The following is a 24,604-nucleotide window of genomic DNA, read 5'->3' as shown; positions in this document are numbered from 1 at the left end:
GATGAGTTGGGCTCATCATCGCTCTCCTTCATGTACCGACACATGGATCGGCTGGAGATCCGGTCGAGCACGACGGCAATGACGACGGGCATCGTCAAGGCAACATGAAAGGTAGAGGACATTCTCCCGGCGGAAAGGCCGGCCGGAGATCAATATTGCCCTGCGGGCCGGCTACGGCCGGCGCGCAGCGTCCGGCGCATCGAGCGCCGGAGCGATGTCAAGCCCGCGCGGCGCGGGTACCGGGCTGTGTGTCAGAGGGCTTGCGCCAGGGCCTCGGGCTTGATTGCGGCGCGCAGCAGCATGCCGAACAGGTCGCGCGGCTCGTCGGGGTCCGCCAGCAGATCAAGCTCCTCGTAGAGGCCGGTCGCCTCCAGTTGGTCGCGGACATAGCGAAGCGCGGAAAAGTCCTCGATGGCGAAGCCCACGGAATCGAACAGCGTGACCTGCCCGCTGTCGCTGCGCCCGGTCGCCTTGCCGGTCATCACCTCCCAGAGCTCGACCACCGGATGGTTCGCCTCGAGCTGCTGGATTTCGCCCTCGATGCGCGTCTGCGGGGTGTATTCGACGAAGATCTGCGAGCGCAGCAGGATGTCCTTGTGAAGCTCGGTCTTGCCGGGGCAGTCGCCGCCGACGGCGTTGATGTGCACGCCGGAGCCGACCATGTTGTCGGTGAGGATGGTCGCGTACTGCTTGTCGGCGGTCACGGTGGTGATGATGTGTGCCCCCTCGACGACCTCATGTGCCGACGAGCAGATGGTGATGTCGAAGCCCATGCCGGCCAGGTTGCGGGCGCATTTGCGGGAGGCGGACTGATCGATGTCGAAGAGGCGCAGCTTATTGACCCCGAGCAGGGCCTTGAACGCCAGCGCCTGGAACTCGGCCTGCGCGCCATTGCCGATGATGGCCATGCACTGGGCGTTGTCCGGCGCCAGGTAGCGGGCAGCGACGGCCGACGTCGCAGCGGTACGCAAGGCCGTCAGCAGGGTCATTTCCGTCAGCAGCATCGGATAGCCGTTGCCGACATCGGCAAGCACGCCGAAAGCCGTGACCGTCTGGCGACCGTCGCGCGTGTTCTTCGGGTGTCCGTTGACATATTTGAAGCCGTAGAGCTGGCCATCGCTGGTGGGCATCAGCTCGATCACGCCGTCTCGGCTGTGCGAGGCGACGCGCGGCGTCTTGTCGAAGGACTGCCAGCGGCGGAAATCCTCCTCGACATAGGCGGCAAGGTCGACCAGGAACCGCTCGACCCCGATGGCGAGCACCAGCTTCATCATGTTGTCGACGCTGACGAAGGGAACGATGTTGAGCTTTTCGGTCATGCGATCAGTAACTCCTTGTGGGGCGGTCCATGATGCGGCGCCCCATCAGGCTTGCCGTCAGGTCGACCATGAGGGTGGCGGTGCGGCCACGTTCGTCGAGGAAGGGGTTCAGTTCGACCAGATCGAGGCTGGTCACGAGGCCGCTGTCGTGCAGCATCTCCATCACCAGATGCGCCTCGCGGAAGGTGGCACCGCCGGGAACCGTGGTGCCGACCGCCGGCGCGATGGACGGGTCGAGGAAGTCGACGTCGAGGCTGACATGCAGCAGGCCGTCCTCGGCCGCCACGCGTTCCAGGAAAGCGCGGAGCAGCGGCGCGATGCCATGCTCGTCGACAGTCCGCATGTCGTGCACGGTCACGCCGGCTCGGGCCAGGGCGACGCGCTCTGCCGGATCGACGCTGCGGATGCCGAGCGCACAGACGCGGGCCGGATCGACGGCGGCGGCGATGTCAGGGAAATAGCCCTCGAAGCCCGGCTGGCCGGTGGCATAGGCAAGCGGCACGCCATGCAGATTGCCGCTGGTGGTGGTGTCGAGCGTGTGGAAGTCCGGATGGGCGTCCAGCCAGAGCACAAAGAGCGGCCGGCCCATCTCTGCGGCGCGGCGCGCAACGCCGGACACGGTGCCGGCAGACATGCTGTGATCGCCGCCGAGGAAGATCGGCATGCCGTCGCCACTGGCCGCATAGGCCGCATCGGCCAGCGCGGCCGTCCAGGCCGAAATCTCGCCGAGCGCCTTCAGCGACGGATTGCCGTGGACCATCTGGTAGACGGGGCGCGGCGCAACAGCCCCGAGGTCGCTGACGGTGTGCCCCAGTTCGGAAAGTGCGGCGACAAGTCCCGCAGTGCGCAATGCGCTGGGGCCCATCTCGCAGCCCATTCGCCCGGTTCCATCCTGGACCGGAGCCCCGATAATTCTGCAATGCATTCCCGCACGCCCTCAAACAATTGTGGACGCATTCAAGCGGTTTGCCCTGGCGATTTGAACGGTTTGAATTGGCAAATATATCCATGTGTCTTATCATTTCGGCGCATAAGTCTACCAAAATGAGAAGCCATGGACGCCCTGGACGAAAGACTCATCACGCTGCTGCGCCATGACGGGCGGCGCAGCATCTCCGACCTTGCGACCGATTTGGGCGTGTCGCGCGCCACGGTGCGCGCCCGCCTGGAGCGGCTGGAAAAGTCGGGCGACGTTCTCGGCTATACAGTGATCCTGCGCGCCGACGCGGTCGGCCAGCCGGTGCGCGGTATCATGATGATCGAGATCGAGGGCCTGGCGGCCGACCGGGTTATCCGCACCCTGGGAGGGCTTCCCGAAGTGTCGGCGGTGCACACCACCAACGGTCGCTGGGATCTGGTCGTCGAACTCGGCACGGCGACCCTGGCGGATCTCGACGCGGTGCTGCGCAGGATAAGGCTTATCCCTGGCGTCACCGGAAGCGAGACAAGCCTGCTGCTGGCCACGCCGCGCAGCACAAAAGCAAGGCTTTAGACCTGTTTTCGCTCTTGGAGGCTTGACAGGAGAGGGATTGGTCGATGGTCTTCGCCAAAGAGGGAACCAAAGCTCGATAAGGCCCAACGAGGCCAGCTAAATAACGGAGGGACACAGAATGACAATGATGAGAGAATTCGCGGCAGGGCTTGCGCTGCTGGCGCTGACCGTGACCGCGAACGCGGGCACGCTCGACGACATTTCCGGCCGCGGCGAACTGCGCGTGGCCGTGCAGACCCAGGGACCGCCCTTCTCGATGATCGACAAGGTCGGCGAGCGCACCGGCAGCTCGGTCGAGCTGGCCAAGCTGATGGCCGAGGAAATGGGCGTCAAGATCACCTTCCTGGACTATGACTGGGACGGCCTGATCCCCGCGCTCCTGTCCGGCAAAGCCGATCTGCTCGTGGCCGACATGACGCCGACGCTGGCGCGCGGCATGAAGGTCGCCTTCACAACGCCCTTCATGTACACCGGCAGCGCCGTCTTCGCGAAGACGGGCTCGGCCTTCAGCTCGACCGATTCCTGCAAGGCGCCCGGCACCAAGATCGCCGTGCTGCTGGGCGCGACCGGCGAGAAGGAAGCCAAGAAGGCGTTCCCCGAGGCCGACATCAAGAGCTACAAGGGCGGCGGCCCGCTGCTGCTAGACGCGGTGAACAACGGCCAGGCCGATTGCGGCGTCAACGACATCTCCGCCGTCACCGGCCAGTCGGCCGCCTACCCCGCCGGCACCTTCACGATCATGCCGGAAGTCCTGTCCAAGGAGCCGCTCGCATTCGCGACGCGCTACGATTCGCAGGACCTTCTGATCTGGATGAACCTGTTCCTGGAGCAGGTGAAGCTCGACGGCCGCCTGCAGGCGAACCTCGACTACTGGGTCAATTCCGACGACTGGAAGAACGAGCACTGACAGGTCCCGAATTGCGGGCAGTGTCGCGCGATGCCCCGCGAGGGGCATCGCGCTTTGCCCGTTCCTGACAGCCAGGGGATTCGTGCAGGACAGCAGCCGACATGCTTGCCAATTTCAGCTTCCGCGCCATCGCCGACTACTTGCCCTTGTTCACGCAGGGCTTCATCGCCACGCTTTGGCTGTCGGTGATTTCCTTCACCGGGGCTCTCGCCGTCGGCATCGTCCTGTGCGCAATGAACCTGAAGGCCTCGCGCGTCATCAGCGCGCCTGCCAAGGCCTATATCGACGCCGTCCGCGCCACGCCGCTGCTGGTGCAGCTCTATTTCCTCTATTTCGGGCTGCCGCGCCTGGGGATAGTCCTTCCCGAAGTCGTCGTCGGCATCCTTGCCCTGTCGCTGAATAGCGGCGCCTACATTGCCGAGATCATCCGGGCCGGCATCCTCTCGGTCCCGCGCGGGCAGGTGGAGGCGGCTCTGTCTTCCGGCATGACCTATCCCCAGCGGATGCGTCTGGTCGTGCTGCCGCAGGCCTTCCGCGTGACGATCCCGCCCCTGCTCGGGCAAGCCATCGTGCTGGTGAAGGATTCCGCGCTGCTGTCGCTGATCTCCGTCATGGAGCTGACGCGCGCCGGGCAGCTTCTCGCCTCCGACCGGTTCATGCCAGCCGAAGGCTTCATCACGGTCGCGGTGTGCTATCTGCTGCTCTACTACGGCCTCAAGGGGCTTGCCGGCCTGTCGGCCCGGTCGCTTGGTGCGCAGCCGGTGCAGCGCACATGATCTGGCAACAGTTTGAAAGCCTGATCGGCAGCTATCCTCTGGCCCTGCGCGGCCTCGGCATGACGGTGGCTCTGTCGCTGATCAGCCTGTTCCTAGGAACCATTGCCGGCTTCGCTCTCGGCATCGCCAGGTCGGAAGGCCATCGGCTGGTGAGGTTGCTGATCGGCGCCTGGGTCGATCTTGTCCGGGGCACGCCTTTCCTGGTCCAGATCTTCCTCATCTTCTTCATCCTGCCGGAACTTGGCATCGAGCTCGACGCCTTCACCGCCGGTATCATCGCGCTGACCAATCTGGCCGCCTGCTTCATCTGCGAGATCGTGGTTGCGGGCATCGGCTCAGTGCCGCGCGGTCAGGTCGAGGCGGCGCTGGCGTCTGGCCTGTCGCGCTGGCAGCGCCTGCGCCTAGTGGTGCTGCCACAGGCGATGCGGGTCATCCTGCCGCCGCTGGTGGGCCAGTATGTGCTCCTCATCAAGGATTCCTCCATCGTCTCCGTCATCGGCCTGACAGACCTCACCAGGGTCGGCTGGCTGGTGGTGCAGCGGGTGCCCAACGGCCTGCTCGTCTTCGCCCTCGTCGGCATCGGCTATTTCGTCGTCTGCTATCCGCTCATCATGCTCGCCCGCCGGCTCGAAAAGCGCATGAGCGCCGCGCATGCCGAGGTGCGGCTGTGAGCGATCGCAACTTCATTCTGGAGCGCAGCGAACCATGATCGATTTTCGCAACGTCAACAAATGGTTCGGTGAACTCCATGTGCTCAAGGACGTCACGCTGAGCGTGGCGCCGCGCGAGGTGGTCGTCGTCTGCGGCCCCAGCGGCTCGGGCAAGAGCACGCTGATCCGGTGCATCAACGGCCTCGAGGCGACCAAGGACGGCGACCTGGTGGTGGACGGCCAGCGGCTGGGCGACAGGGCGACCGACATGACCCGGCTGCGCACCGAGGTCGGATTCGTCTTCCAGCAGTTCAATCTCTACCCGCACAAGACGGCGCTGGAGAACGTCACGCTCGCGCCCATCTATGTCCGCGGCATACGCCGCGCCGAGGCCGAGGAGGCCGGGCGCGAACTGCTGGCGAAAGTCGGCCTTTCCGACAAGTTCGACGCCTATCCCGCGCAGCTTTCGGGCGGCCAGCAGCAGCGCGTGGCCATCGCCCGCAGCCTGTGCATGCGCCCCAAGATCATGCTCTTCGACGAGCCGACCTCGGCGCTCGACCCCGAGATGATCAGCGAAGTGCTGGACGTGATGGTTGCCGTCGCCGAGGAAGGCATGACCATGATGGTGGTGACCCACGAAATGGGCTTTGCCCGCAAGGTCGCCCAGCGCGTCGTCTTCATGGATGCCGGCGCGATTGTGGAGAGCGGCACGCCAGAAGACTTCTTCTCAAATCCCAGCACGGAACGCGGCCGCGCCTTCCTGGGCAAGGTCCTGCGCCACTGAGCCGGTAACCACCGGAGCTCGCTGTGCGGATATAGCGACGCGATTTTCCTGGCGCGTCGCCTCGAAACCAATTGGCGGCCGTTTTCATTTGCGTTGATGGCTGCGATCCGCCGCCAGCCCTTCGAGGTGGGTTCAAGCCCAGCCGCCTACGCCGGAACGGCTATTCCAATATTTGGGAGCCGCTCTAGCTAGCCATGTCGCCGCCGCACTTGCCGCGGGACGAAAAGAGGGAGCCCTAGCAAGCAAGAAAGACACGCATTTCGATCGGACTGCCGGGAGAGGGGTCTGGCCTGCCAACCCGAATTGGTGATCCCCATCGATGGAGCGTACAAATGTCTAGCAAGCAGGAAGAAGGTCGCAGCCGCGCCGTTACCGACGCAATCGTCAGCCGACGTAACGTGCTCCTGGGCGGCACCGCACTCGCCGCAGCCTCCGCAATCGGGGCCGGAAGTCCGATCCAGGTTGCCCAGGCGCAGGAGACAGCCCCGGACACTTCGGCCAACCGGCCGCCCAACATCATTTGCATCATGGGAGACGATATTGGCTGGTTCAATGTCGGCGCCTATCACCGGGGCATCATGGCCGGCAGAACGCCGAACCTGGACAGGCTGGCCAGCGAGGGCATGCTGTTTACCGACTATTACGCCGAGGCGAGTTGCACGGCCGGTCGCGCCAACTTCATAACCGGGCAATTGCCGATCCGCACCGGGCTCACCACCGTTGGCCAGGCTGGCTCCAAGATCGGCATACCGGCGCAGGCGCCGACCATCGCGACGGTCCTCAAATCGATGGGCTACAATACCGGCCAGTTCGGCAAGAACCATCTGGGCGATCTCAACGAATTCCTGCCCACCGTCCACGGCTTCGACGAGTTCTTCGGCTATCTCTATCATCTCGACGCGATGGAAGATCCGGCACATCCGAACTATCCGCCCGAACTCCGCGACACGGTCGGCCCACGCAACATGATCCACTCCTGGGCGACCTCTACCGACGATCCGACCGTGCAGCCACGCTGGGGAAAGATCGGCAAGCAACGCATCGAGGACGCCGGGCCGCTTTATCCCAAGCGGATGGAGACCGTGGATGACGAGATCTTGAAGTTCACCCTCGCTTTCATCGATCAGGCAAAGCAGCAGAACAGGCCATTCTTCATCTGGCTGAACCCGACGCGAATGCACGTCGTGACCCACCTTTCGGAAAAATACGAGAAGATGCGCACGCCCGAAAACGGCTGGAGCATGGAAGAGGCGGGCATGGCACAGCTCGACGATGTCGTCGGCTCCGTCATGCAGAAGCTGAAGGACGACGGCTTGGACGACAACACCATCGTCGTCTTCACGACGGACAACGGCGCGGAAAATTTCACCTGGCCGGACGGTGGGCAAACCCCGTTTGCCGGCGGCAAGGGCACGGCGCTGGAAGGCGGTTTCCGGGTGCCTTGCATAGTCCGCTGGCCCGGCCACGTGCCGGCAGGCAAGATCGAGAACAGCATCATCTCAGGCCTCGATTGGTTCCCGACCTTCGTCGCGGCGGCAGGCAATCCCAACATCGCGGAAGAGCTGAGGGCCGGCAAGGAAGTGGGCGACATGAACTACAAGGTCCATCTCGACGGCTACAATCAGATGGAGCTGATTGCCGGGAAAGGCCCGTCGGCTCGCCACGAGATTTTCTACTTCACCGAGAGCACGCTGGGCGCGGTTCGGATCGACGACTTCAAATACCGTTTCACAGACCAGCCGAGCGGCTGGCTTGGCGGAACTGTCAAAGTAGACTGGCCCATATTGACCAATCTCCGGCTTGATCCTTTTGAGCGCACAGGCATACCGAGCGGCGACAAAGGCTCGTTGGCCTTCTACAACTACTTCGTCTTCCAGTTCTGGCGGTTCCAGTTCGCGCAACAGCAAGTCGGAAAGCTCGCTCAGACTGCGCTCGAATTTCCGCCCATGCAGAGAGGCGCGAGCTTCAATCTGGAGGGCGTAAAGGCACAGATTGAAAAGGCAATGAAGTCGCAGGCCGGCGACTGAGCCCCATCGCCCCAGCCGAAGCGAGAAGCTCGCTGCCGACGAAGGCGATGGCGATCGACGAGGCCGCCACCAATTCGCTGACCACCCAAGCGCTGGCAGGACCATGAACTGGCGATGCGGCCGAAGGTGATGCTGTTCGACGAGCCGACCTCGGCGCTTGATCCAGAGCTGGTAGGCGAGGTACTGCGGGTCATGCGCTCATTGGCCGACGAGGGTCGCACAATGCTGGTGGTAGCCCGTGAGATGGGCTTTGCGCGCGACGTCGCGAGCCGGTCGTCTTCCTGCATCAGGGCCGGATCGAGGAAGACGGCGCGCCGCACGAGGTCTTCGCCAACTCGAAGTCCGAGCGCTTCAAGCAGTTCATCAGCCGCGATACCGCAGGCTGAGGTACTCCGGCGGCACATATCAGGGAAATCGGGCCATCAACTGCGCGCCCGATCCGCCACGCTTCGGGTTGTCCTTGGTCGGCATGATGCAGACGGCCTCGGCTACTGCGACGTCGGCATGAAGATCTTGCCAGGGTTGAGGATGTTGTGTGGATCGAGGGCGGCCTTGATCGCCGCCATCGTCTGATACTTGGCCGCGCTGTTGTAGCGGCTGAAGGCTTCGCGCTTCTCCAGGCCGATGCCGTGCTCGGCCGAGAAGGCGCCGCCCATTTCGGTGAGGCCCGGATAGAGGATCGCTTCCATCGCCTCATGCGGCAGGTCGTCGTTGAGGCCGACCATCACATGCAGGTTGCCGTCGGCGAGATGGCCGAAGATGTAGACACCGACCGGATCGGCCAGCTGCTTCAGCTTGGGTTCGATCTGACGGGCGTAGTCGCCGAGATTTGCGAGCGGCACCGAGACGTCGAACGAATGGACATGCGGCCAGACCCGGAACAGCACGTCCGCATCCTCGCGCAGGATCCAGAAGAAATCGCGCTGACTGCTGTTTTGCGCCAGCACCGCCTCCGACACCAGGCCCTGCTCGAAGAGCGCCTCGAGATGGGTGATGAAGCGATCCTGGCCGTCGCCGTCCGGCGTCTCCTCGGTCTCGGCCAGCAGCAGGAAAGCACCTTCACCGATGCCGACGGCTTCCAGCGACTGGCCGTGCTGGGCGGCGATGGTCTCGGCATATTCGCGCCAGAGTATCTCGACGGCGCGCAGGCGATCGCCGAAGCGGTCGCGCAGGTTCTGGGCGACGGCGAGCGTCTCCTCGATGGTCGCGAAGGCGAACAGCGCGGTGGCCGCGACCTGCCGCAGCGGCTCGAGCCGGATCGCCAGCCTGGTGACGATGCCGAGCGTGCCTTCGGAACCGGCGATCAGGTCGGTCAGGCCGTAGCCGGTATTGTTCTTGAGCACGCGGGCGAGATCGCTGACCAGCGTTCCGTCGGCGCGCACGAATTCACAGCCGAGCAGGCGGTCGCGCATGGTGCCATACCGGAAGGCCTCGATGCCGCCGGCGTTGGTAGCGGCGAGGCCGCCTAGGGTGGCGCTACCGCGCGACGGCAGGTCGATGCCGGGGCTGAGCCCATGTTCGGCTGCGGCCTGCTGCAGGGCTTCGAGCGTCACGCCCGCATCGACAATGGCGACGCGGCCGACCGGATCGATCTCGATGCCGCTGTTCAGCTTGCGGGTGCTGAGAATAATGCCGCCAGGTGCTGACGCGGTGCCGCCGACAAGGCCAGTGCGGCCGCCATGGGTCACCACCGGAATGCGCTCCGCATTGCACAGCGCAAGCAGCGCGCACAATTCGTAGACGGTGCGCGGCGACACGGCGATGCCGGCGGCGAAATTGTCGGCATGGTAGCCGGGGTCCCAGTCGCGGAGCCTGTCTTCCCGCATCACGGGGCCGGCAATGGCCTCGATCTGCGTAAGGACGTCTTCTCCAAGCGGAGCTAAGGGTATGGGTCTGACTTCGGTCATGGTGCATCTCCGTCGAGCTGGCGCATCACATGCTTGATCTCGAGATATGCAGCAAGGCCTATGCCATCGGGTCTGAAGCCGCACCACCCCACTTCAGGGGTCACCCGCCGCGACAATGCGATCGGCCATAGGCAGCGCATCGCTGCCGATATCGGCGATCCCCTCGCAGCGGCCCGAATTGACCTGACGCAAGGCACGCGTTCCCAAAGCGATCTATCAATCCAACGAGGAGATCTGCATTCCGGCTTGCGGGCCGGCATTGGGGAGTTGAAGGTCGCTTGACCACCATCAGCATGATCTTGGTCGTCGCCTCCGATGAAGGATTTCGGCGGTCGCTCGTGTTCGTGCTCGAAGCCGAAGGATTTGGCGTCGACCCGCATGCCCGGCTTTCGCTGGCGATGACCTCACCATTTGCCGAGGCGGCCGACTGCGCGGTCATCGACGAGGACGCGGTGCGGGGCAGACTGTCCGAATGGAGGGAGCTTGGCCGGTTCGCCAAGCCCGTCGTGCTGCTCATGGACCGGGTGCGCCCTCTTCCCGACCTGGCCGACGTCAAGGTCCTGATCAAGCCCTTCCTCGGCCACTCATTGGTCGAAGCGGTCCAGAACATGCTGTCCGACGACGCCGAGGCTTCCTGACCAGAGCCCCATTTTGCGCCTACGTATTTACCCGTAAGGACATAACCGGATTTTCAAAATCGGCGAACCCGACCAATTGCTGTTGCATCGGAGCCATGGAGGCTGCCTATGCTTGCCTATGCGAATTCCCGGGATGTGCTGAAGTTTCGTTCGTCAGTCCCCGGCTGGCGCCGTTCCCCGCCCCTCCCGCCACAATCGACCTGCTTCTTCGCCGCCGGATGCGAAATCTACTCGCAAGGCGAGAAGGCCGGCAGCATCTACCAGGTCGTTTTCGGCGCCGTGCGCGTCTACCGGCTGATGAGAGACGGCCGCAGGCAGATCAGCTCGTTCTGCCTGGCGGGGGAGACGTTCGGCTTCGAGGAGGACAGCACCCACCGTTTTTTCGCCGAGGCGATCAACGCCACCGGCCTGCGCAAGATCTCCCTCGCGGAAAGCGAAGACTTGTCCAGCGAGCTTCTGCCGCTGGCGCTGCACAGCCTGATCCGGACGCAGGACCATCTGCTGGTGCTCGGCCGCCAGGCCGCAGCCGAGCGTGTCGCGGCGTTTCTCGTCGACATGGCCCAACGCCAGGGCAGACCGCACCAGATCGATCTGCCGATGCCGCGCATGGACATCGGCGACTATCTCGGCCTTGCCATCGAAACCGTGTCCCGCGTCTTCTCGACATTCAGGGAAACGGGCATCATCCGCCTGCACGGCCTGCGCGGCGTCGAGATCGTGAAGTGGGACGCACTGCTCAACCTGAGCGAATGAAGCGCCCAGCGCTGGAACTGGAAGAAGCGGTTCCCGCCCTAGTCGCTTCCAGCGCCCTGGCGACGGCCATTGATACGGATCAAGGCGGCCCGGCGCGAGAGAAATAGAATGCCACGGCGGTCCGAGGGACCGCGTATCCGAAACGGAGCAATGCCATGTTACGGAAACTTCTGTTGATCGGCGCCGTGCTCTCCCTCACCGGGACGACCGCTTTCGCGGCCGAATATTTCGTTGCCCAAAAGCCTGACACCAAGGGCTGCGAGATCGTTTCGAAGAAGCCCGACGGCAAGGAAATGATTCAGCTCGGCCGTGGCCATCGCACCAAGTTGGGCGCGGAGATCGCCATGAAAGCCACCGACAAATGCAAGTAGCGCCTGCCAGAAACAATGTGATGACCGGCCGCTTTCATTTGGGCCGGTCAGTTGCCTGACGCGCACCTCGCAGCGGCCAGGCGAAACTCAGCCACCGATGGATATCTTCCTGGTCTGCTGCACGGCACCGGCAGGCTTGGAGACGGTCACGGTCAGCACGCCGTTGTCCAGCTTTGCCTTGACCTTGCCCGCGTCGATGTCGAAGGGCAGCGAAACCGACCGCGAGAAGGAGCCATAGCTGCGCTCGCTGCGGTGCATCCCGCCAGTCGCGGCTTCCATGCTCGCCTTCTTTTCCCCCGAGATGGTAATCACCCGGCCCGAAACTGCGATGTCGATATCCCGCTCCTCGACCCCCGGGACTTCGAGGCTGAGCCTGACCTTCTTGCCGTTGTCGTGGATATCCATCTCGGGAACCACTTCGGCCGCATTCAAGGTGCCGGAGGGCCAGAAGCCTTGCGAGAACTCGTCGAACACCTTTTGAATCTCATGGCGAAGACTGTTCAAGTGCGCTGGAAAACCTCCCTCATGGTCCCAAAGGGAGGGCAAGGTGTCACGCAGGCTCATGCTCCATACCCTCTTGCTCTCGATGAGCCGCGGTCGTGCCAGCCCATGGTCCGAACTTAAGTGCGGCCAGGCCATCACGTCTTTGATCCGGATCAACGCGCTGGCGGCCCGAGGCTGACATGCTCGGCAAACGGTGGGGAGCTGCGCCCGAGGCAATGCGATGTTCATACGGGAAATGACACGACGGGAAATCGTAGACCTCCTCGCGGCATCCCGGTTCGGGCGATTGGCATGCACGAAGGATAACCAACCCTATGTCGTGCCGATCAACCTCGCCTATGCCGAGGACCATCTCTATAGCTTTTCCATGCCCGGTCAGAAGATCGACTGGATGCGCGCCAATCCCCAGGTATGCGTCCAGGTGGACGAATTCTCTGGACATCGGGAATGGCGCAGCGCCATCGCTTACGGCGTTTACGAGGAGCTGACCGACACCCCGCAATGGAAGCGCGAGCGCGAACATGCCTGGTCGCTGCTGCATGATCGTCCCAACTGGTGGGAGCCGGGCGGGTTGAAGCCCGGTCCGCAGCCCGTGGTGCGCGATCCCACCCACATATTCTATCGCGTCGCACTCAAAACCCTGACCGGAAGGCAGGCGTTGGAGGGCGAAGAGATTTCCAGGCGCCCGGCTCGGGAAAAGCACTAGGCTTTCGCGCCAAAAGCGCTTCGGGACCAGCCATTCAGTGCGCCATGAAAACCGGCAGATCGGCCTGTTCGATCATGGTCCTGGTGACCCCTCCCCACATCCGCTCACGCAGCCGCGAATGGCCGTAGGCTCCCATGACGATCATGTCCGCGTCGAGGTCCGCGGCATGCCGCTTGAGCACATGCGCCACCTCATGACCGGCGCTGGGAAGACGGTCCACCACCACTTTGACGCCATGGCGAGCCAGAAACGTCGCAACGTCGGCCCCTGGTTCGGGTCCGCTGAGATCGAGACCGGCCGAGGGATCGACCAGCGTGACGTGGACGCGCTGCGCGCCCGTCATGAGCGCCATTGCCTCGTGGACGGCCCGCGCGGACTCGATGCGCGAATCCCAGGCCACGAGGATGGTCTTCGGCCGCAGGGTCGGGCTCTTGCCGGCGGGCAACAACAGGACCGGCCGGGCGGATTCGAAAATGGCGCCGCTTATGGCGAGCGTCGTCAACTGGCCGTCCGTCAGGAGCTCCGGCCCGATCACGGTCAAATCGGAATAGCGGGCGCGTTGTCCCACCTCCTGGTCGGCCCAGGTCAGTTCCGAATAGCAGCCGTTCACATCGGACGACACTCCGGCCTTCGCGGCGAGTTCCGCCAGCTGGTCCACGCGGATCTTGAGCTCGGCGTTGTCGGCTTCCCGTTCCTCGAGCCACGGCTCCGACAGGACGGCGGCATAGGCCCCGACCGGCGGCGGCGCCGCCAAGGCCACGACCAATACGGAGAGATGGGCGTCGATCTCGGTACAGAGGTCGATCGCTCTCATCACGTCCTGGTCCGACTGGTGAACGCCGACAACGCTGAGGAGGGTCTTGAACAACATTACGGAATTCCCGGTCCACAGGCGAAACCGCCATAGCTTCTAGCCGAGGCGGACAGGCTTTTCATTGCGCTGGATCAAAAGGTGGCAGGTGCCTTGTTGCCCGCGTTGATCCGCGTCAAGGCGACAAAGCCGCACCGTTCCTATGATCAGCAGGCAATGGAGGAGACGGATATGACAAGGCCAGCCGACTTTGCCCTTGCATGCTTAGTCATGGCAGCTCTCATGCCGGCAGGCGGCGCCTTTGGGCAACAGCCCGCGAACGGCGCCGAGGAGTTCCGGAATTCATGCGCCGTCTGCCATGGTGTCCGGGGGCGGGGCGATGGCCTCATGGCCGAAGTGCTCACCCGTAAACCCGCGGACCTCACCGTCCTCGAGAGGAACAACGGTGGCCGATTTCCCCTCGACAGGGTTCTGGCCACGATCGACGGACGTTTCATCGTGCCCGGGCATGGCGGTCGGACCATGCCCATATGGGGCAACGTGTTTCGCGAGGAGAACAATGGGGCGGATGCCAACGTCGCGCAGCAGAAGATTCTCGCACTCGCTGAATACATTCGGTCGCTTCAACAGCAGTGAAAGGCCCGGCGCGCGATGCCGTCGCAAATCTCCTTCGTGTCCGCCCGCCTTCGACCCGGATCAAGGCGCGCGCCAGTCCGGCGTATAGGAAATGAATGCTCGCTTCACCGAAGCGAACGCACCCAATCGGAACTTTCGCCGTGTCGAGAAACCGTGATGCCGGATGAAGGGTTGGCGCCGTGACCTACAGATCGATCCTCCTCAATCTCGACATCAACCGCCACGACAACTCGCTCGTCCGGCTGGCGGTCGACCTGGCCAAGCGTTTCGATGCCCGCTTGATCGGTCTTGCGGCTGCCGACGTCCCGCCGCCGATGGCGTCAGCCGACGGCATGGTGTTCGACGGCGAGCTCATCGAGTGCGAGCGCGAGGACATCGAGGCCAGATTTGCCGAACTGCGCGCCAAGGTGGAAAACTTTGCCGGCACGACGGTCGAGCTCGAATGGCGCGAGGCGCTGGCGCTTCCCACTCGTCTCGTCATTGAGGCGGCGCGTGCAGCCGACCTCATCGTCACGAGTTCGCCCGACACGGCTTCCAGCATCAATGCCTATCGGTCGACCGATATCGGCAGCCTGGTCCTCAACGCGGGGCGACCGGTTCTGGTGGCGGCCGGCGAGGCAAACCAGCTGGTTGGCGAGAAGGCGGTTGTCGCCTGGAAGGACACGCGCGAGGCCCGCCGGGCAGTCGCCGACGCCCTTCCGCTGCTTTTGCGCGCGCAGGAGGTGGTCGTCGTCACGGTCGAGCAGACGGAAGGCTCGGTCTCAAGCGCCGGCGTGGACGACGTCGCCGCATTCCTGATGCGGCACGGCGTCAAGGCACGCCCGGAGATCACCGCCGGAGAGAACGAAAGCAAGGCACTCTGCGCATTCGCAAGATCGATCCATGCCGACCTGATCGTATCCGGCGCCTATGGCCACAGCAGGCTGCGGGAGTGGGTCTTCGGCGGCGTCACCCGTTCGCTGCTGGATGACAGGGGGCTAAACCGCTTCATGTCGAGTTGAGCCGCACCACCCCCCGCCTGAAATGGCATCAGGCCCCCGACTGTTCTCCAAGTGGGAGCGTTGCAAGGGAGAGGCCCAGTTCCGACGGATGATGCCTGATGGTGAAGCCCAGTTCCCGGCACATCCCCAGCATCTTCGTGTTTTCGTTGAGAATGATGCCCTCGATCCGTTTCAGCCCGTCCGCCGCGGCGTAATCGATCAGGTGGCGGAGCAAGGCCCAGCCCACGCCTTTGCCTTGAAAGTCGCTGCGGACAAGGATCGCATATTCGGCGACTTCGTGGTCCGGATCGGCCGAAAGCCGAACGATGCCGGCGAGGTCGCCATTGGCGATGTCCAGCGCGATGAAGGCCATTTCGCGCTCATAGTCGAGTTGCGTGAGCCTGAGCAGCATCTGATCGGGGAAGGTCTTCCACGATGCGAGAAAGCGCATGCGCAGGTCCTCAGGCGTGATCCTCTCGCGGAACGCCGGATAGAACTCGACATCCGCCGGCTTGATCGGCCGGATGCGGAAAGTCTTCCCGCCCAGCACAACGTCCTTCTGCCACTCGGCCGGATAAGGCCTGATGGCCATGTCGGGATTGGGACCGGGACGCTCGACACGGCTCGGCTCGATCTCGATACGGGCATCGAGCGCCAGCACCCCATCCTCGTCGGCGAGCAAAGGGTTGATGTCCATCGACACGATGCAGGGAAATTCGACGACCAACTGCGACAGGCTGTCGAGCGCAAGCGCTATGGCACGCCGATCGGCGGGCTTGCGGTCGCGATAGCCGGCAAGCAGCCGCCCGATGCGCGTGCGGTCGATCAGGTCGCCCGCGAGCACATCGTCGAGCGGCGGCAGCGCGATCGCGGTGTCGTCCATCACCTCCACCGCAGTGCCGCCAGCGCCGAAAAGAACCACCGGCCCGAAGATCGGATCGCTGTTGACGCCCAGGATCAGCTCCTGGGCGTGCTTGCGCACGACCATCGGCTGCACCACGAAGCCTTCGATAGCGCCGGCGCCGGCGTACTGCCGGACGCGCCTCTCGATCTCCTCGGCGGCTTCCCGCGCCGCCGCCGGCGTGGCGATGTCCAAAACCACGCCGCCGACGTCGGATTTGTGGGTAAGCGTTCCGGACAGAACCTTGACCACGACCTTGCCGCCATGCGCCAGCAATCGACGCGCAGCTTCTTCCACCTCCTGCGGCGTGCGGGCGATCGCCGTCTCGGGAACTGGCACTCCATAGGCCGCGATGACCGCTTTGGCTTCCGGTTCGGTCAGCATGCGGCGTCCTTCCGAGGCAGCCCGGCGGAAAATCGACAGCACCGCCTCCCGATCGCCGAAGATGTCCTCGCTGCGCCTTGGAGGTACCCGCAGCAGCGCCTTCTGGGCGCGCGACCATTCACTGAGATAGGAGACGGCCGTCGCCGCGTCGGAAGGGGTCTCGTAGGTCGCGACGCCCGCCTCCTGCAGCACCTGGCGGCCGGCACGGGCGGTGTGCTCGCCCAGCCAGGAGGCGAGCACCGGCTTGCCGGCGATCATCCCCGATTTCACCAGCGACGCCACGGCGGTCGCCGCCTGAACCGGCGAGGCCAGCCCGGTCGGGCAGTTCATCACCAGCAGCGCATCGACCCCCGGATCGGCGGCGGTCGCCTCGACCGCCAGCGTGTAGCGCTCCGGCGGCGCGTCACCGATGATGTCGACGGGATTGGCCCTCGACCAGGTCGCCGGCATGGAGCGATCCAGGCGAGCGATCGTCTCTTCCGAAAGTTCGGCCAGATCGCCGTTGCAGTCCATCAGCTGATCCACGGCGAGCACGCCTGCGCCGCCGCCATTGGTAACGATGCCGACCCTCGCCCTGTCCAGCGGCGCGAAGCGGGCGATGGTCTCGGTGGCGTCGAAAAGTTCCGACAGCCCGCGGACCCGCAGAATGCCCGCGCGGCGCAGGGCCGCGTCGACCACGCGGTCGGTAGCCGAGAGGGCGCCGGTATGCGTCGCCGCCGCCTTGGCGGCTTCCGCGTGCCTTCCCGGCTTGATCGCCACCACGGGTTTCAGCCGGGCGGCGGCGCGTGCCGCCGACATGAATTTCCTCGGATGCGGGATGGACTCCAGATACATCACGATGGCGCGGGTTTTGGCGTCGCCCGCCAAGAGATCGAGCCAGTCCGCCACATCGACATCGGCCATGTCACCCAGCGACACGATATGGGAAAAGCCGACGCGGCTGTCCGCCGCCCAGTCGATCAGCGACGTGGCGATCGCACCCGACTGGGAAAGCAGCGCGACCCCTCCCGGCTTGACCGCCATGTGCGCGAAGCTGGCATTGAGCTTTGCCCAGGGGATGATCAGGCCAACCGTATTCGGCCCGATGATGCGGAACAGGAACGGCCTCGCTGCGTCCAGCATCGCCTGTCTCAGCCCGTTTTCCGCGTTGAAGCCGGCCGTGATGGCGACCGCCGCGCGCGTCCCCTTCTCGCCGAGCTGGCGGATGAGATCGGGAACCACCGACGGCGGCGTCACGATGACCGCCAGGTCCGGAACCCCCGGGATGTCCTTCACGCGCGCATAACACCGCCGGCCTGCGACGAGGTCATACTTTGGGTTGACCGGCCAGATCTCGCCTTCGAAGCCACCGGCGACGATGTTGTCCATGACCACGCGCCCCACCGAACCTTCGCGCACGGAAGCGCCGATGACGGCGACGGATTTTGGATGAACGGCATATTCGAGATTCCGGATGGTCATGGGCGAGCTCCTCTCGGCAATCCGGCGAAACTACCGTCGCATTGTGGGGCGTCCTTGAACTGGGTCAAACCGAAATGCGATTTCGGCTTGAGCGCGATCAATGCGGCGGCTCGCAGACAAGCCATGCTTCGCGCGGGGTTCGCAGCTGCAGCGGGCGTTTTCGCCATCGGGAGGAAACACGGATGCGCATTCTTCGTTGCTGCGGTTTTGCTTTGCTCGGTGCGTTTCTGATGGCAGCGCCGGCCAGCGCCGACGCGCGCTTTGTCTTCGGTGGCGATACATACGTATCCGGCACGAGCGCCAAGCTTTCCGAGCCGAGCCCCCGCGACGCGCTGGCGGCGGGCTATTCGGTGGACATCACCGGAAAGGTGGAGAAGGACGCCCATGCCGCCGGCTTCGACGTGGATGTGGACGCGCCGGTGGGAGAAGATCTTTACGCGGCGGGCTTTGCCGTGAAAGTCAGCCAGCCGGTCGGAGGCGACCTGACGGCCAGCGGCTTCGACGTGGACGTCCGCCAAGGCGCGACCATCGGCGGCAACGCCAGGATCGGCGGCGGAACGATCACCATCGATGCACCCATTTCGGGCAGCCTGCTCGCACGGGGGCGTTCGCTGACCGTCAACGCCCCGATTGCCGGCGACGCGCGGCTGGCCGCCGCCAAGCTGACCTTCGGACCAGACGCCAAGATCGGCGGCGAACTGACCTATTCCGCGCCCGAGCCGATCGAAATCGCGCCGGGCGTGATCGCACCCGACAAGGTGCATTTCGAAAAACTGGAGCCGTTCGGCGAGATGGGCTTCTTCCGCCAGAACGTGCGCATGCCGCATCTGTGGCCATCATTCCTGGCGGTGTTCTTCAGCTTTCTCGTCACCCTGGCCTTCCTGTTCGTCGCGGCGGCAATTCTTCTCGCGGTGGCTCCGCTTACCGTCGAAAGCCTGCGCGAACGCACGATCCGCAGGCCGTTCCTGTCCATGGGGCTCGGCGTGCTCGGCCTGGGCATGCTCATCGGCCTCATCCCGATCAGTGCGATGTCGGTGATCGGCATCCCGCTCATACCGGTCATACTGCTGGCGATAACGGTATTCTGGGTCGCCGGCTATCTGCTCGGCATCTATGCGCTTTCGTGGCGCGTGGCCGATGCGCTGGGCGAGCTGCCGACCACCATGTCGGCGCGCCTTGCCGTTCTTTTCATTGGCCTCGTCATCGCCGCCGCCTTGAACTTCATCCCGTTCTTCGGCTGGCTGATCAACCTTCTCATCCTGTTCATGGGCCTTGGCGGCCTCGTTGCCTGGATCCTGGATGCGCTCTCCCGGCGCACGCCAGCCGCGGAGGTGCCGCCTCAGCAGCCGGCGGACGTGCCGCGCGGAAATACCAAGACCTGAAGACCCTGATCCATCCTCTCCGGGCACGCCTTATGCCACCCCAGTGGCGTCGGGGGCTGCCTGACAGCCCCTTTCTTTCCCCCACGTACCGCCTCTCGCTTTCCGCACAGAAACGGCCGTAAAGCACTGGATACGTCGGAAAATCACCGGCATTCCCACCAGCGGAAAGCGGGATTTTCCCCATCGTTGCTCTAATTCCCATGTGATAAAAGCAAGTTCTGGAACTTGGTGCCCGCATCATGCCGCCAAGAGATGTTTCCGTCCTGAAAGGCCGCGTTCTTCAGGCGGTTTTTTCCCGCCACTTCGACGGCGTGGCTGGCTACATCCTGGCGCTGCTTGCTGTCGCTGTCGCATTTGCGATCCGATTCCTGCTGCAGGGCGTTCTGGAGGGCAAGGCAGGCTTCATCCTCTTCATTCCGGCCATATTGGTCGCCTCCATCGCCGGTGGCATCGGGCCCGGTCTGATGGCGCTTGGGCTGTCACTGGCGGCGGCCTGGTATCTGGGCGGCATGCTGGCGAATTTGCCGGACAATGCAATCCTGTTCGCGCTGTTTGCGATCGTGGGGCTCGCCGTCGCCTGGATGGGGGAGATGCTCCACCATGCCCGTCACATGATGGAGCAGGCCGAGCGGGAGCTCGAAGCCCGCGAGGCGCATATCCGCTCCATCCTCGACACAGTTCCCGACGCGACGGTCGTGATAGAGAAGGACGGCACGATCATCACCTTCAACGCCGCCGCGGTGCGCCAATTCGGCTACACCGAGGCGGAGGCAGTCGGGCAGAATGTTCGCATGCTCATGCCGGAGCCCTATCGCAGCGAGCACGACAGCTACATAAGCCGCTATCTCGAGACGCATCGAAAACGCATCATCGGCATCAACCGGGTCGTGGTCGGCCGCCGCAAGGACGGCACCATATTTCCCATGAAGCTCGTGGTCGGCGAGATGAAGTCCGGCGACAAGACCTACTTCACCGGCTTCATCCACGACCTGACCGAGCGCCAGGCCTCAGAGACGCGCCTGCACGAGATACAGGGCGAACTCGCCAGGCTGGCACGTCTCAACGAGCTCGGCGAGATGGCGTCCACGCTTGCCCACGAGCTGAACCATCCGCTTTCGGCAATCGCCAACTATGTGCAGGGCTGTATTCGCCTGCTGCGCGACATGGACGACAGCCTCGCCGTCAGGATGCGAGATGCCCTGGAGGAGACCGCGCGGCAGTCGTTCCGCGCCGGCCAGATCATCAGGCATCTTCGCGAGTTCGTGACGCGCGGCGAGACGGAGAAGGCGCCGACAGACGTTCGCCGGCTGGTCGAGGAAGCAGGCGCACTGGCGCTGGCCGGCTCCCGCGAGCGCGGCGTGCGGTCGGTGTTCGAGTTCGAACCGGGAGCGGCCATGGTCATGGTCGACCGCGTACAGATCCAGCAGGTGCTGACCAACCTGATGCGCAACGCCATGGAGGCGATGCGCCACAGCGAGCGCCGGGAGCTCATCATCCGGACCGCCTCGAACGGCAGCGGCATGGTCCTCGTGGAGGTCGCGGATACCGGACCCGGCATCTCGGACGAGATCGCGGCGCAGCTTTTCACGCCCTTCGTCACCACCAAGCCCGGCGGAATGGGCGTCGGCCTTTCCATCTCCAAGCGGATCGTGGAAGCGCATGGCGGGGAATTGTCGGTGAGCAGGAACAACTATGGCGGCGCCACGTTCCACTTCACTCTGCCGGCTATCGGGAACGAGCGCGTGCGTAATGATTGACGACTATATCATCCATATCGTCGACGATGAGGAACAGGCCCGGAAATCGCTCGCCTTCCTGCTGACCATGGCCGGCTTCGCCGTGCGCGTCCACGAGACCGCCACGGCCTTCCTCGCGGCAGCTCCCGGCATCGGCAAGGGTTGCCTGCTGACCGATCTGCGCATGACCGACATCAGCGGCGTGGAATTGCTGCGCCGCCTGCAAGCGGACCAGATCAGGATTCCGGCGATCGTCATCACCGGCCATGGCGACGTGCCGATGGCCGTGGAGGCGATGAAGGCCGGCGCCCTCGACTTCATCGAAAAGCCGTTCGAGGAGGGGCGGCTCATCGAGGCAATCGAGCGCGCCGTACAGCGGCTGGCGACCATGCCGGCCGATGCCGACGACGTCACGGCCATCCAGACCCGGTTGAACCTGCTCAGCGAGCGCGAGCGCCAGGTGCTATCGGGTGTGGTGGGCGGCCTGCCCAACAAGACCATCGCCTACGATCTCGACATCAGCCCGCGCACGGTAGAGGTGCACCGCGCCAACGTGATGTCCAAGATGCATGCCAAGAGCCTGCCCGAGCTCGTGCGCATGACGCTGGCGGCGGATTTCCCTTCCCGCTGAGCCTCCAGCTCACTTGCGCCTGTCGGCCGCCTGCCGCGCGGCAAATTCAAGCCAGTCGCGCAGAAGGCCCTGATCCTCCCTGGAAAAGGCGGCGCGGCGCTTCAGGTCATCGAACGTATCGTCCGGATGACAACGCTCATAAGCTTCACGGGCAATGCGCTCAATGCGCTCTGCTTCCTGGGGCTCCCTCTCCGATGACATTGCCTTCTCCGCGAGGAACCATCGCCACGGATGGGGGTTCTGTGAGGGCCGCGATCACTCCGACGCGGCAGATGTGTCAGTCAGAAAGGACCTGATCATGGCAAAACATCCCTCATCAGAGCACCATATGACGGCAGCAGGACATCATTCTGCGGCAGCTCATCATCACCGTGAAGCGGCCCATCACCACAACCAGGGCCACCATGAAGCAGCCCAGCAGCACGCATCAGCGGCGGTGGAGCAAAGCGAGCTGGCCCATCGACACACGAGCGAAGCACACAAGCTTTCCAGCAAGTAGCATCGCACGCTGGAGACAAAGCCCGTCGCCCTCCGAGCGGCGGGCTTTTGCATGCGGCCTTCATCATCGGCGGGTCCAACTGGACGCCGTCGATGTCAGCGGGCCTCAGTTGGTCGGGCCGCACCATCCCGGAAGATAGCTGGCTGCTGGTCCATGCGCCAGATCCAGCGCTTCGGCGACTGATTTCTGGAAGTCGCGCTGGATTTCCTTGCTTTCGATCCGACGCCGCAGGAAATCGGCCCAGAGAAATTCAGAATAGGGCGTCGGGTCCTTCCCGTAGCCGCCTGCCCTGCGCAGCTCGCCGGCGAGCGAGCGGTACGGGTCGTCGACGAGCGCGTCGATGGCCTTGGGAATGCGATTGATAGGGCACCGCTGTCCGTCCGCGTCGAAGGGGTGAAGCCAGTTGCGATTGTCCATGAACGTCCAGAAGATCGATTTGGACAGCATGCTCAAGTCCGCAACCAGCCGGACGAGAACGTGCTCGACATGTTCCTCGTGCAGCGCCCGGACCAAATGGTGATTGTCGATGAGATAGTGCCGCTGCTTGGGTCCCAACACTGCGGGGACCATATGGCGACCGAGGAATTCTTCCCCGCTCCGCTCCTGACGCTTGCGCCACTCGGCGCGCTTCAGCGAAACCTCGCGATAGCCGACGGTCATCTGGGTCGGCCGCAGCGTTGCGATCTCCACAGGCTGCAAAAGGGGTTCGGCGCCTTGCATCATGATTTCCTCCCTGGATCCTGGACCGATGCCTCCACAGCCTGGACGGCATCGTCGACGCTGTGACTGCTGCGAGCCAGCAGATCGCTTGCGCCGGCCGCGATCAGCAGGTCGCCCACGCGATCATGCAGGCGTGCAAATTGCACCCGCATGCCGCTGGCAGATATGGCGCGGTCGAATTCCAGCAAGGCGTCGAGTGCGGTGCTGTCGAGATCCGCACTCTCTTCAAGACTGACGATCACGGCCCGCGTGGCCGGTTCCTTGCGAAGCTCGGCCGTAATCAGGGCCAGGATCCTGTCAGCGTTGGCGAAAAACAGCGGTTCCGTCGGCCGCCAGATCGCGACTGCCTTCTCCAAGGTGGCATCGCTATGGCGCGCGACGTCGACGTAGTCGTGTGTGTTCCCGAGCCGCCCGAGCCGCGCGATGTGTGGGGTGGCCAGCCGCTGGACGAGCGCTGCCAGCGACAGTGCTATCGCCACCAGCATACCGTTCAGCACGCCGAGCACCAGCACCGCGACCGCCGCGCCGAGCGCAATATAAAAATCCCGCCCCAGATGCCACAGCCGCATGAACGGAGCCGGGTCGAGCGAATGGGTGAGCGCTGCGATCACCACCGCCGCCAGGATTGCCTCGGGCAATTGTGCGACGAGCGGCGCGGCGAAGGCGATCAGCGCCGCAAGGCCCAGGGCCGCGATCACGGCGGTCGCGCGGGTCTCGGCGCCAGCCGCCTCGCTTGCCGATCCAGCGGAGAACCCAGCGCCGACAGGCATGCCCTGCACGACCGCGCTGGCAAGGTTTGCGACGCCGAGCGCGCCGAGTTCGCGGTCGGGGTCGACCGCATCGCCATGGCGCAACGCCAGTGCCCGGATCGTCCCCCAGGATTCGGCAAACAGGATCAGCACCAGCGGCACGGTGAACTGGGTGAGCCGCGCGTAGTCCGACCAGCCGAGCGCAGGAAATGTCGGCCAGCTGGGCGTGAGGTCGATCGTCCCCACCACCGCGACGCCGCGTTCCGGCAAGTGAAAGCCGACCGACACGGCCACCCCCGCCGCCAGCACGACAAAGGCCCCAGGGATGGCCGGGAAGCGTTTTAGGAAGAGAAGCGCGGCAAGCGCAATTCCCCCGACGGTCAGGCTCATCAGGTTCCATTGCGGCAGCGCCGCGACGAGCTTTTCGAGAAAAGCGAAGAGATTGGGCGCCGAAAGCTCGACCCCCACGAGGCTGGGCAGCTGGTGGACGATGATGGTGACGGCCAGGCCAAAGGCGAAGCCGCCCAGAACCGGCCGCGAGATGAAGCCGGTGAACCCGCCGAGTCGAGCTGCGGCCGCGGCCAGGAAGAGGCAGCCGGCCAGCGCAACCGCGATCGTCGCAAGTGCCGGCTTGTAACCGTCAAGATTGGGAATCGACGCCAGGGTCGCGGCCAGGATAGCGGCGGAAGACGAGGTCGCCGAGATGATGGCGAAGCGGCTGCGTCCGACGACCGCATAGGCCAGGCAGCCTGCAATGCCGGCAAGGATCGCTCGCTGCGGAGGAAGACCCGCAATAGATGCGTAGGCCACCGCTTCCGGCAGCATCAGGCCCGCCACGGAAACTCCCGCGATAAGGTCGCCTCTGCGCATGCATCTGATT

The 24,604-nt window shown here is 64.3% G+C and carries 25 protein-coding genes and 1 pseudogene; 17 read left to right on the top strand and 9 right to left on the bottom strand.

Annotated elements, in window-relative coordinates:
* Positions 1-251: 251 nt before the first annotated feature.
* Positions 252-1,319: an ornithine cyclodeaminase gene (locus ABLE85_RS16510; protein WP_348793807.1), complete on the bottom strand. Its 1,068-nt coding sequence runs from the start codon at positions 1,317-1,319 to the stop codon at positions 252-254.
* Between the two features lie 4 nt (positions 1,320-1,323).
* A complete protein-coding gene (gene rocF, locus ABLE85_RS16505) occupies positions 1,324-2,244 on the bottom strand; it encodes an arginase (protein WP_348793806.1) in 921 nt (306 codons plus the stop codon).
* A gap of 129 nt (positions 2,245-2,373) precedes the next feature.
* Between rocF and ABLE85_RS16500 the strand changes: the two genes are divergently transcribed.
* The 7 genes and pseudogenes from ABLE85_RS16500 to ABLE85_RS16470 all read left to right on the top strand — a co-directional run.
* Complete coding sequence (locus ABLE85_RS16500; RefSeq protein ID WP_348793805.1) at positions 2,374-2,811, top strand: Lrp/AsnC family transcriptional regulator; 438 nt, start codon at positions 2,374-2,376, stop codon at positions 2,809-2,811.
* Positions 2,812-2,929: 118 nt separating this feature from the next.
* Positions 2,930-3,718, top strand: a complete 789-nt coding sequence (locus ABLE85_RS16495) for an ABC transporter substrate-binding protein (RefSeq protein ID WP_348793804.1) — start codon at positions 2,930-2,932, stop codon at positions 3,716-3,718.
* 101 nt (positions 3,719-3,819) lie between these two features.
* Positions 3,820-4,494, top strand: a complete 675-nt coding sequence (locus tag ABLE85_RS16490) for an amino acid ABC transporter permease (protein WP_348793803.1) — start codon at positions 3,820-3,822, stop codon at positions 4,492-4,494.
* Positions 4,491-5,165 carry an amino acid ABC transporter permease gene (locus tag ABLE85_RS16485; protein WP_348793802.1) on the top strand — a complete coding sequence of 225 codons (675 nt, stop codon included), beginning with the start codon at positions 4,491-4,493 and terminating at the stop codon, positions 5,163-5,165. The genes ABLE85_RS16490 and ABLE85_RS16485 overlap by 4 nt, the downstream gene beginning before the upstream one ends.
* Positions 5,166-5,199: 34 nt before the next feature.
* Positions 5,200-5,928 (top strand): amino acid ABC transporter ATP-binding protein, encoded by a 729-nt coding sequence (locus ABLE85_RS16480; RefSeq protein WP_348793801.1) that lies wholly within the window; start codon positions 5,200-5,202, stop codon positions 5,926-5,928.
* A 332-nt stretch (positions 5,929-6,260) separates the two neighbouring features.
* Entirely contained in the window at positions 6,261-7,955 is a 1,695-nt protein-coding gene (locus ABLE85_RS16475; RefSeq protein ID WP_348793800.1) for an arylsulfatase, read from the top strand.
* A 108-nt stretch (positions 7,956-8,063) separates the two neighbouring features.
* Positions 8,064-8,341, top strand: a pseudogene (locus tag ABLE85_RS16470) (histidine/lysine/arginine/ornithine ABC transporter ATP-binding protein); the annotation flags it as partial.
* Between the two features lie 102 nt (positions 8,342-8,443).
* Here the strand turns inward: ABLE85_RS16470 and ABLE85_RS16465 are convergent.
* A complete protein-coding gene (locus tag ABLE85_RS16465) occupies positions 8,444-9,862 on the bottom strand; it encodes an FAD-binding oxidoreductase (protein WP_348793799.1) in 1,419 nt (472 codons plus the stop codon).
* 278 nt (positions 9,863-10,140) lie between these two features.
* On the opposite strand from ABLE85_RS16465, the gene ABLE85_RS16460 reads away from it, so the two are divergent.
* The 3 genes from ABLE85_RS16460 (at position 10,141) to ABLE85_RS16450 (ending at position 11,624) form a co-directional block, all read left to right on the top strand.
* Positions 10,141-10,500 (top strand): hypothetical protein, encoded by a 360-nt coding sequence (locus tag ABLE85_RS16460; RefSeq protein WP_348793798.1) that lies wholly within the window; start codon positions 10,141-10,143, stop codon positions 10,498-10,500.
* A gap of 108 nt (positions 10,501-10,608) precedes the next feature.
* Positions 10,609-11,253: a helix-turn-helix domain-containing protein gene (locus ABLE85_RS16455; protein WP_348793797.1), complete on the top strand. Its 645-nt coding sequence runs from the start codon at positions 10,609-10,611 to the stop codon at positions 11,251-11,253.
* Between the two features lie 155 nt (positions 11,254-11,408).
* On the top strand, positions 11,409-11,624 hold the full coding sequence (locus tag ABLE85_RS16450) for a hypothetical protein (RefSeq protein WP_348793796.1): 216 nt from the start codon (positions 11,409-11,411) through the stop codon (positions 11,622-11,624).
* 87 nt (positions 11,625-11,711) lie between these two features.
* Here the strand turns inward: ABLE85_RS16450 and ABLE85_RS16445 are convergent, their stop codons facing one another.
* Positions 11,712-12,128 carry an Hsp20/alpha crystallin family protein gene (locus ABLE85_RS16445; protein WP_348793795.1) on the bottom strand — a complete coding sequence of 139 codons (417 nt, stop codon included), beginning with the start codon at positions 12,126-12,128 and terminating at the stop codon, positions 11,712-11,714.
* 220 nt (positions 12,129-12,348) lie between these two features.
* Here ABLE85_RS16445 and ABLE85_RS16440 point away from each other — a divergent pair, with 220 nt between their 5' ends.
* Positions 12,349-12,834, top strand: a complete 486-nt coding sequence (locus tag ABLE85_RS16440; protein WP_348793794.1) for a pyridoxamine 5'-phosphate oxidase family protein — start codon at positions 12,349-12,351, stop codon at positions 12,832-12,834.
* A 34-nt stretch (positions 12,835-12,868) separates the two neighbouring features.
* Here the strand turns inward: ABLE85_RS16440 and ABLE85_RS16435 are convergent, their stop codons facing one another.
* Complete coding sequence (locus tag ABLE85_RS16435) at positions 12,869-13,705, bottom strand: universal stress protein (protein ID WP_348793793.1); 837 nt, start codon at positions 13,703-13,705, stop codon at positions 12,869-12,871.
* 81 nt (positions 13,706-13,786) lie between these two features.
* Between ABLE85_RS16435 and ABLE85_RS16430 the strand changes: the two genes are divergently transcribed.
* Entirely contained in the window at positions 13,787-14,281 is a 495-nt protein-coding gene (locus ABLE85_RS16430) for a c-type cytochrome (protein WP_348793792.1), read from the top strand.
* Between the two features lie 179 nt (positions 14,282-14,460).
* Positions 14,461-15,282, top strand: a complete 822-nt coding sequence (locus ABLE85_RS16425; protein ID WP_348793791.1) for a universal stress protein — start codon at positions 14,461-14,463, stop codon at positions 15,280-15,282.
* Between the two features lie 28 nt (positions 15,283-15,310).
* On the opposite strand, the gene ABLE85_RS16420 is transcribed toward ABLE85_RS16425, so the two are convergent.
* Entirely contained in the window at positions 15,311-18,007 is a 2,697-nt protein-coding gene (locus ABLE85_RS16420; RefSeq protein ID WP_348793790.1) for a bifunctional acetate--CoA ligase family protein/GNAT family N-acetyltransferase, read from the bottom strand.
* A 182-nt stretch (positions 18,008-18,189) separates the two neighbouring features.
* Here ABLE85_RS16420 and ABLE85_RS16415 point away from each other — a divergent pair, with 182 nt between their 5' ends.
* The 3 genes from ABLE85_RS16415 to fixJ all read left to right on the top strand — a co-directional run bounded on the left by ABLE85_RS16415 (position 18,190) and on the right by fixJ (position 21,756).
* A complete protein-coding gene (locus ABLE85_RS16415; RefSeq protein WP_348793789.1) occupies positions 18,190-19,389 on the top strand; it encodes a hypothetical protein in 1,200 nt (399 codons plus the stop codon).
* Positions 19,390-19,628: 239 nt separating this feature from the next.
* Positions 19,629-21,146 (top strand): PAS domain S-box protein, encoded by a 1,518-nt coding sequence (locus ABLE85_RS16410; RefSeq protein WP_348793788.1) that lies wholly within the window; start codon positions 19,629-19,631, stop codon positions 21,144-21,146.
* Positions 21,142-21,756 carry a response regulator FixJ gene (gene fixJ, locus ABLE85_RS16405; RefSeq protein WP_348793960.1) on the top strand — a complete coding sequence of 205 codons (615 nt, stop codon included), beginning with the start codon at positions 21,142-21,144 and terminating at the stop codon, positions 21,754-21,756. The genes ABLE85_RS16410 and fixJ overlap by 5 nt, the downstream gene beginning before the upstream one ends.
* A gap of 9 nt (positions 21,757-21,765) precedes the next feature.
* On the opposite strand, the gene ABLE85_RS16400 is transcribed toward fixJ, so the two are convergent.
* On the bottom strand, positions 21,766-21,957 hold the full coding sequence (locus ABLE85_RS16400) for a hypothetical protein (RefSeq protein WP_348793787.1): 192 nt from the start codon (positions 21,955-21,957) through the stop codon (positions 21,766-21,768).
* Between the two features lie 97 nt (positions 21,958-22,054).
* Here ABLE85_RS16400 and ABLE85_RS16395 point away from each other — a divergent pair, with 97 nt between their 5' ends.
* Positions 22,055-22,255: a hypothetical protein gene (locus ABLE85_RS16395; RefSeq protein WP_348793786.1), complete on the top strand. Its 201-nt coding sequence runs from the start codon at positions 22,055-22,057 to the stop codon at positions 22,253-22,255.
* 105 nt (positions 22,256-22,360) lie between these two features.
* On the opposite strand, the gene ABLE85_RS16390 is transcribed toward ABLE85_RS16395, so the two are convergent.
* Positions 22,361-22,975: a ParB-like protein gene (locus ABLE85_RS16390; protein ID WP_348793959.1), complete on the bottom strand. Its 615-nt coding sequence runs from the start codon at positions 22,973-22,975 to the stop codon at positions 22,361-22,363.
* Positions 22,975-24,594: a SulP family inorganic anion transporter gene (locus tag ABLE85_RS16385; RefSeq protein ID WP_348793785.1), complete on the bottom strand. Its 1,620-nt coding sequence runs from the start codon at positions 24,592-24,594 to the stop codon at positions 22,975-22,977. Before ABLE85_RS16385 ends, ABLE85_RS16390 begins: the two co-directional genes overlap by 1 nt.
* Positions 24,595-24,604: the final 10 nt, after the last annotated feature.

The organism is Mesorhizobium sp. KR1-2, from assembly GCF_040045035.1.
Lineage (GTDB): Bacteria > Pseudomonadota > Alphaproteobacteria > Rhizobiales > Rhizobiaceae > Pseudaminobacter.
The sequence above is the reverse complement of the archived record's forward strand: the minus strand, read 5'-3'. Positions and strand labels throughout refer to the sequence as shown.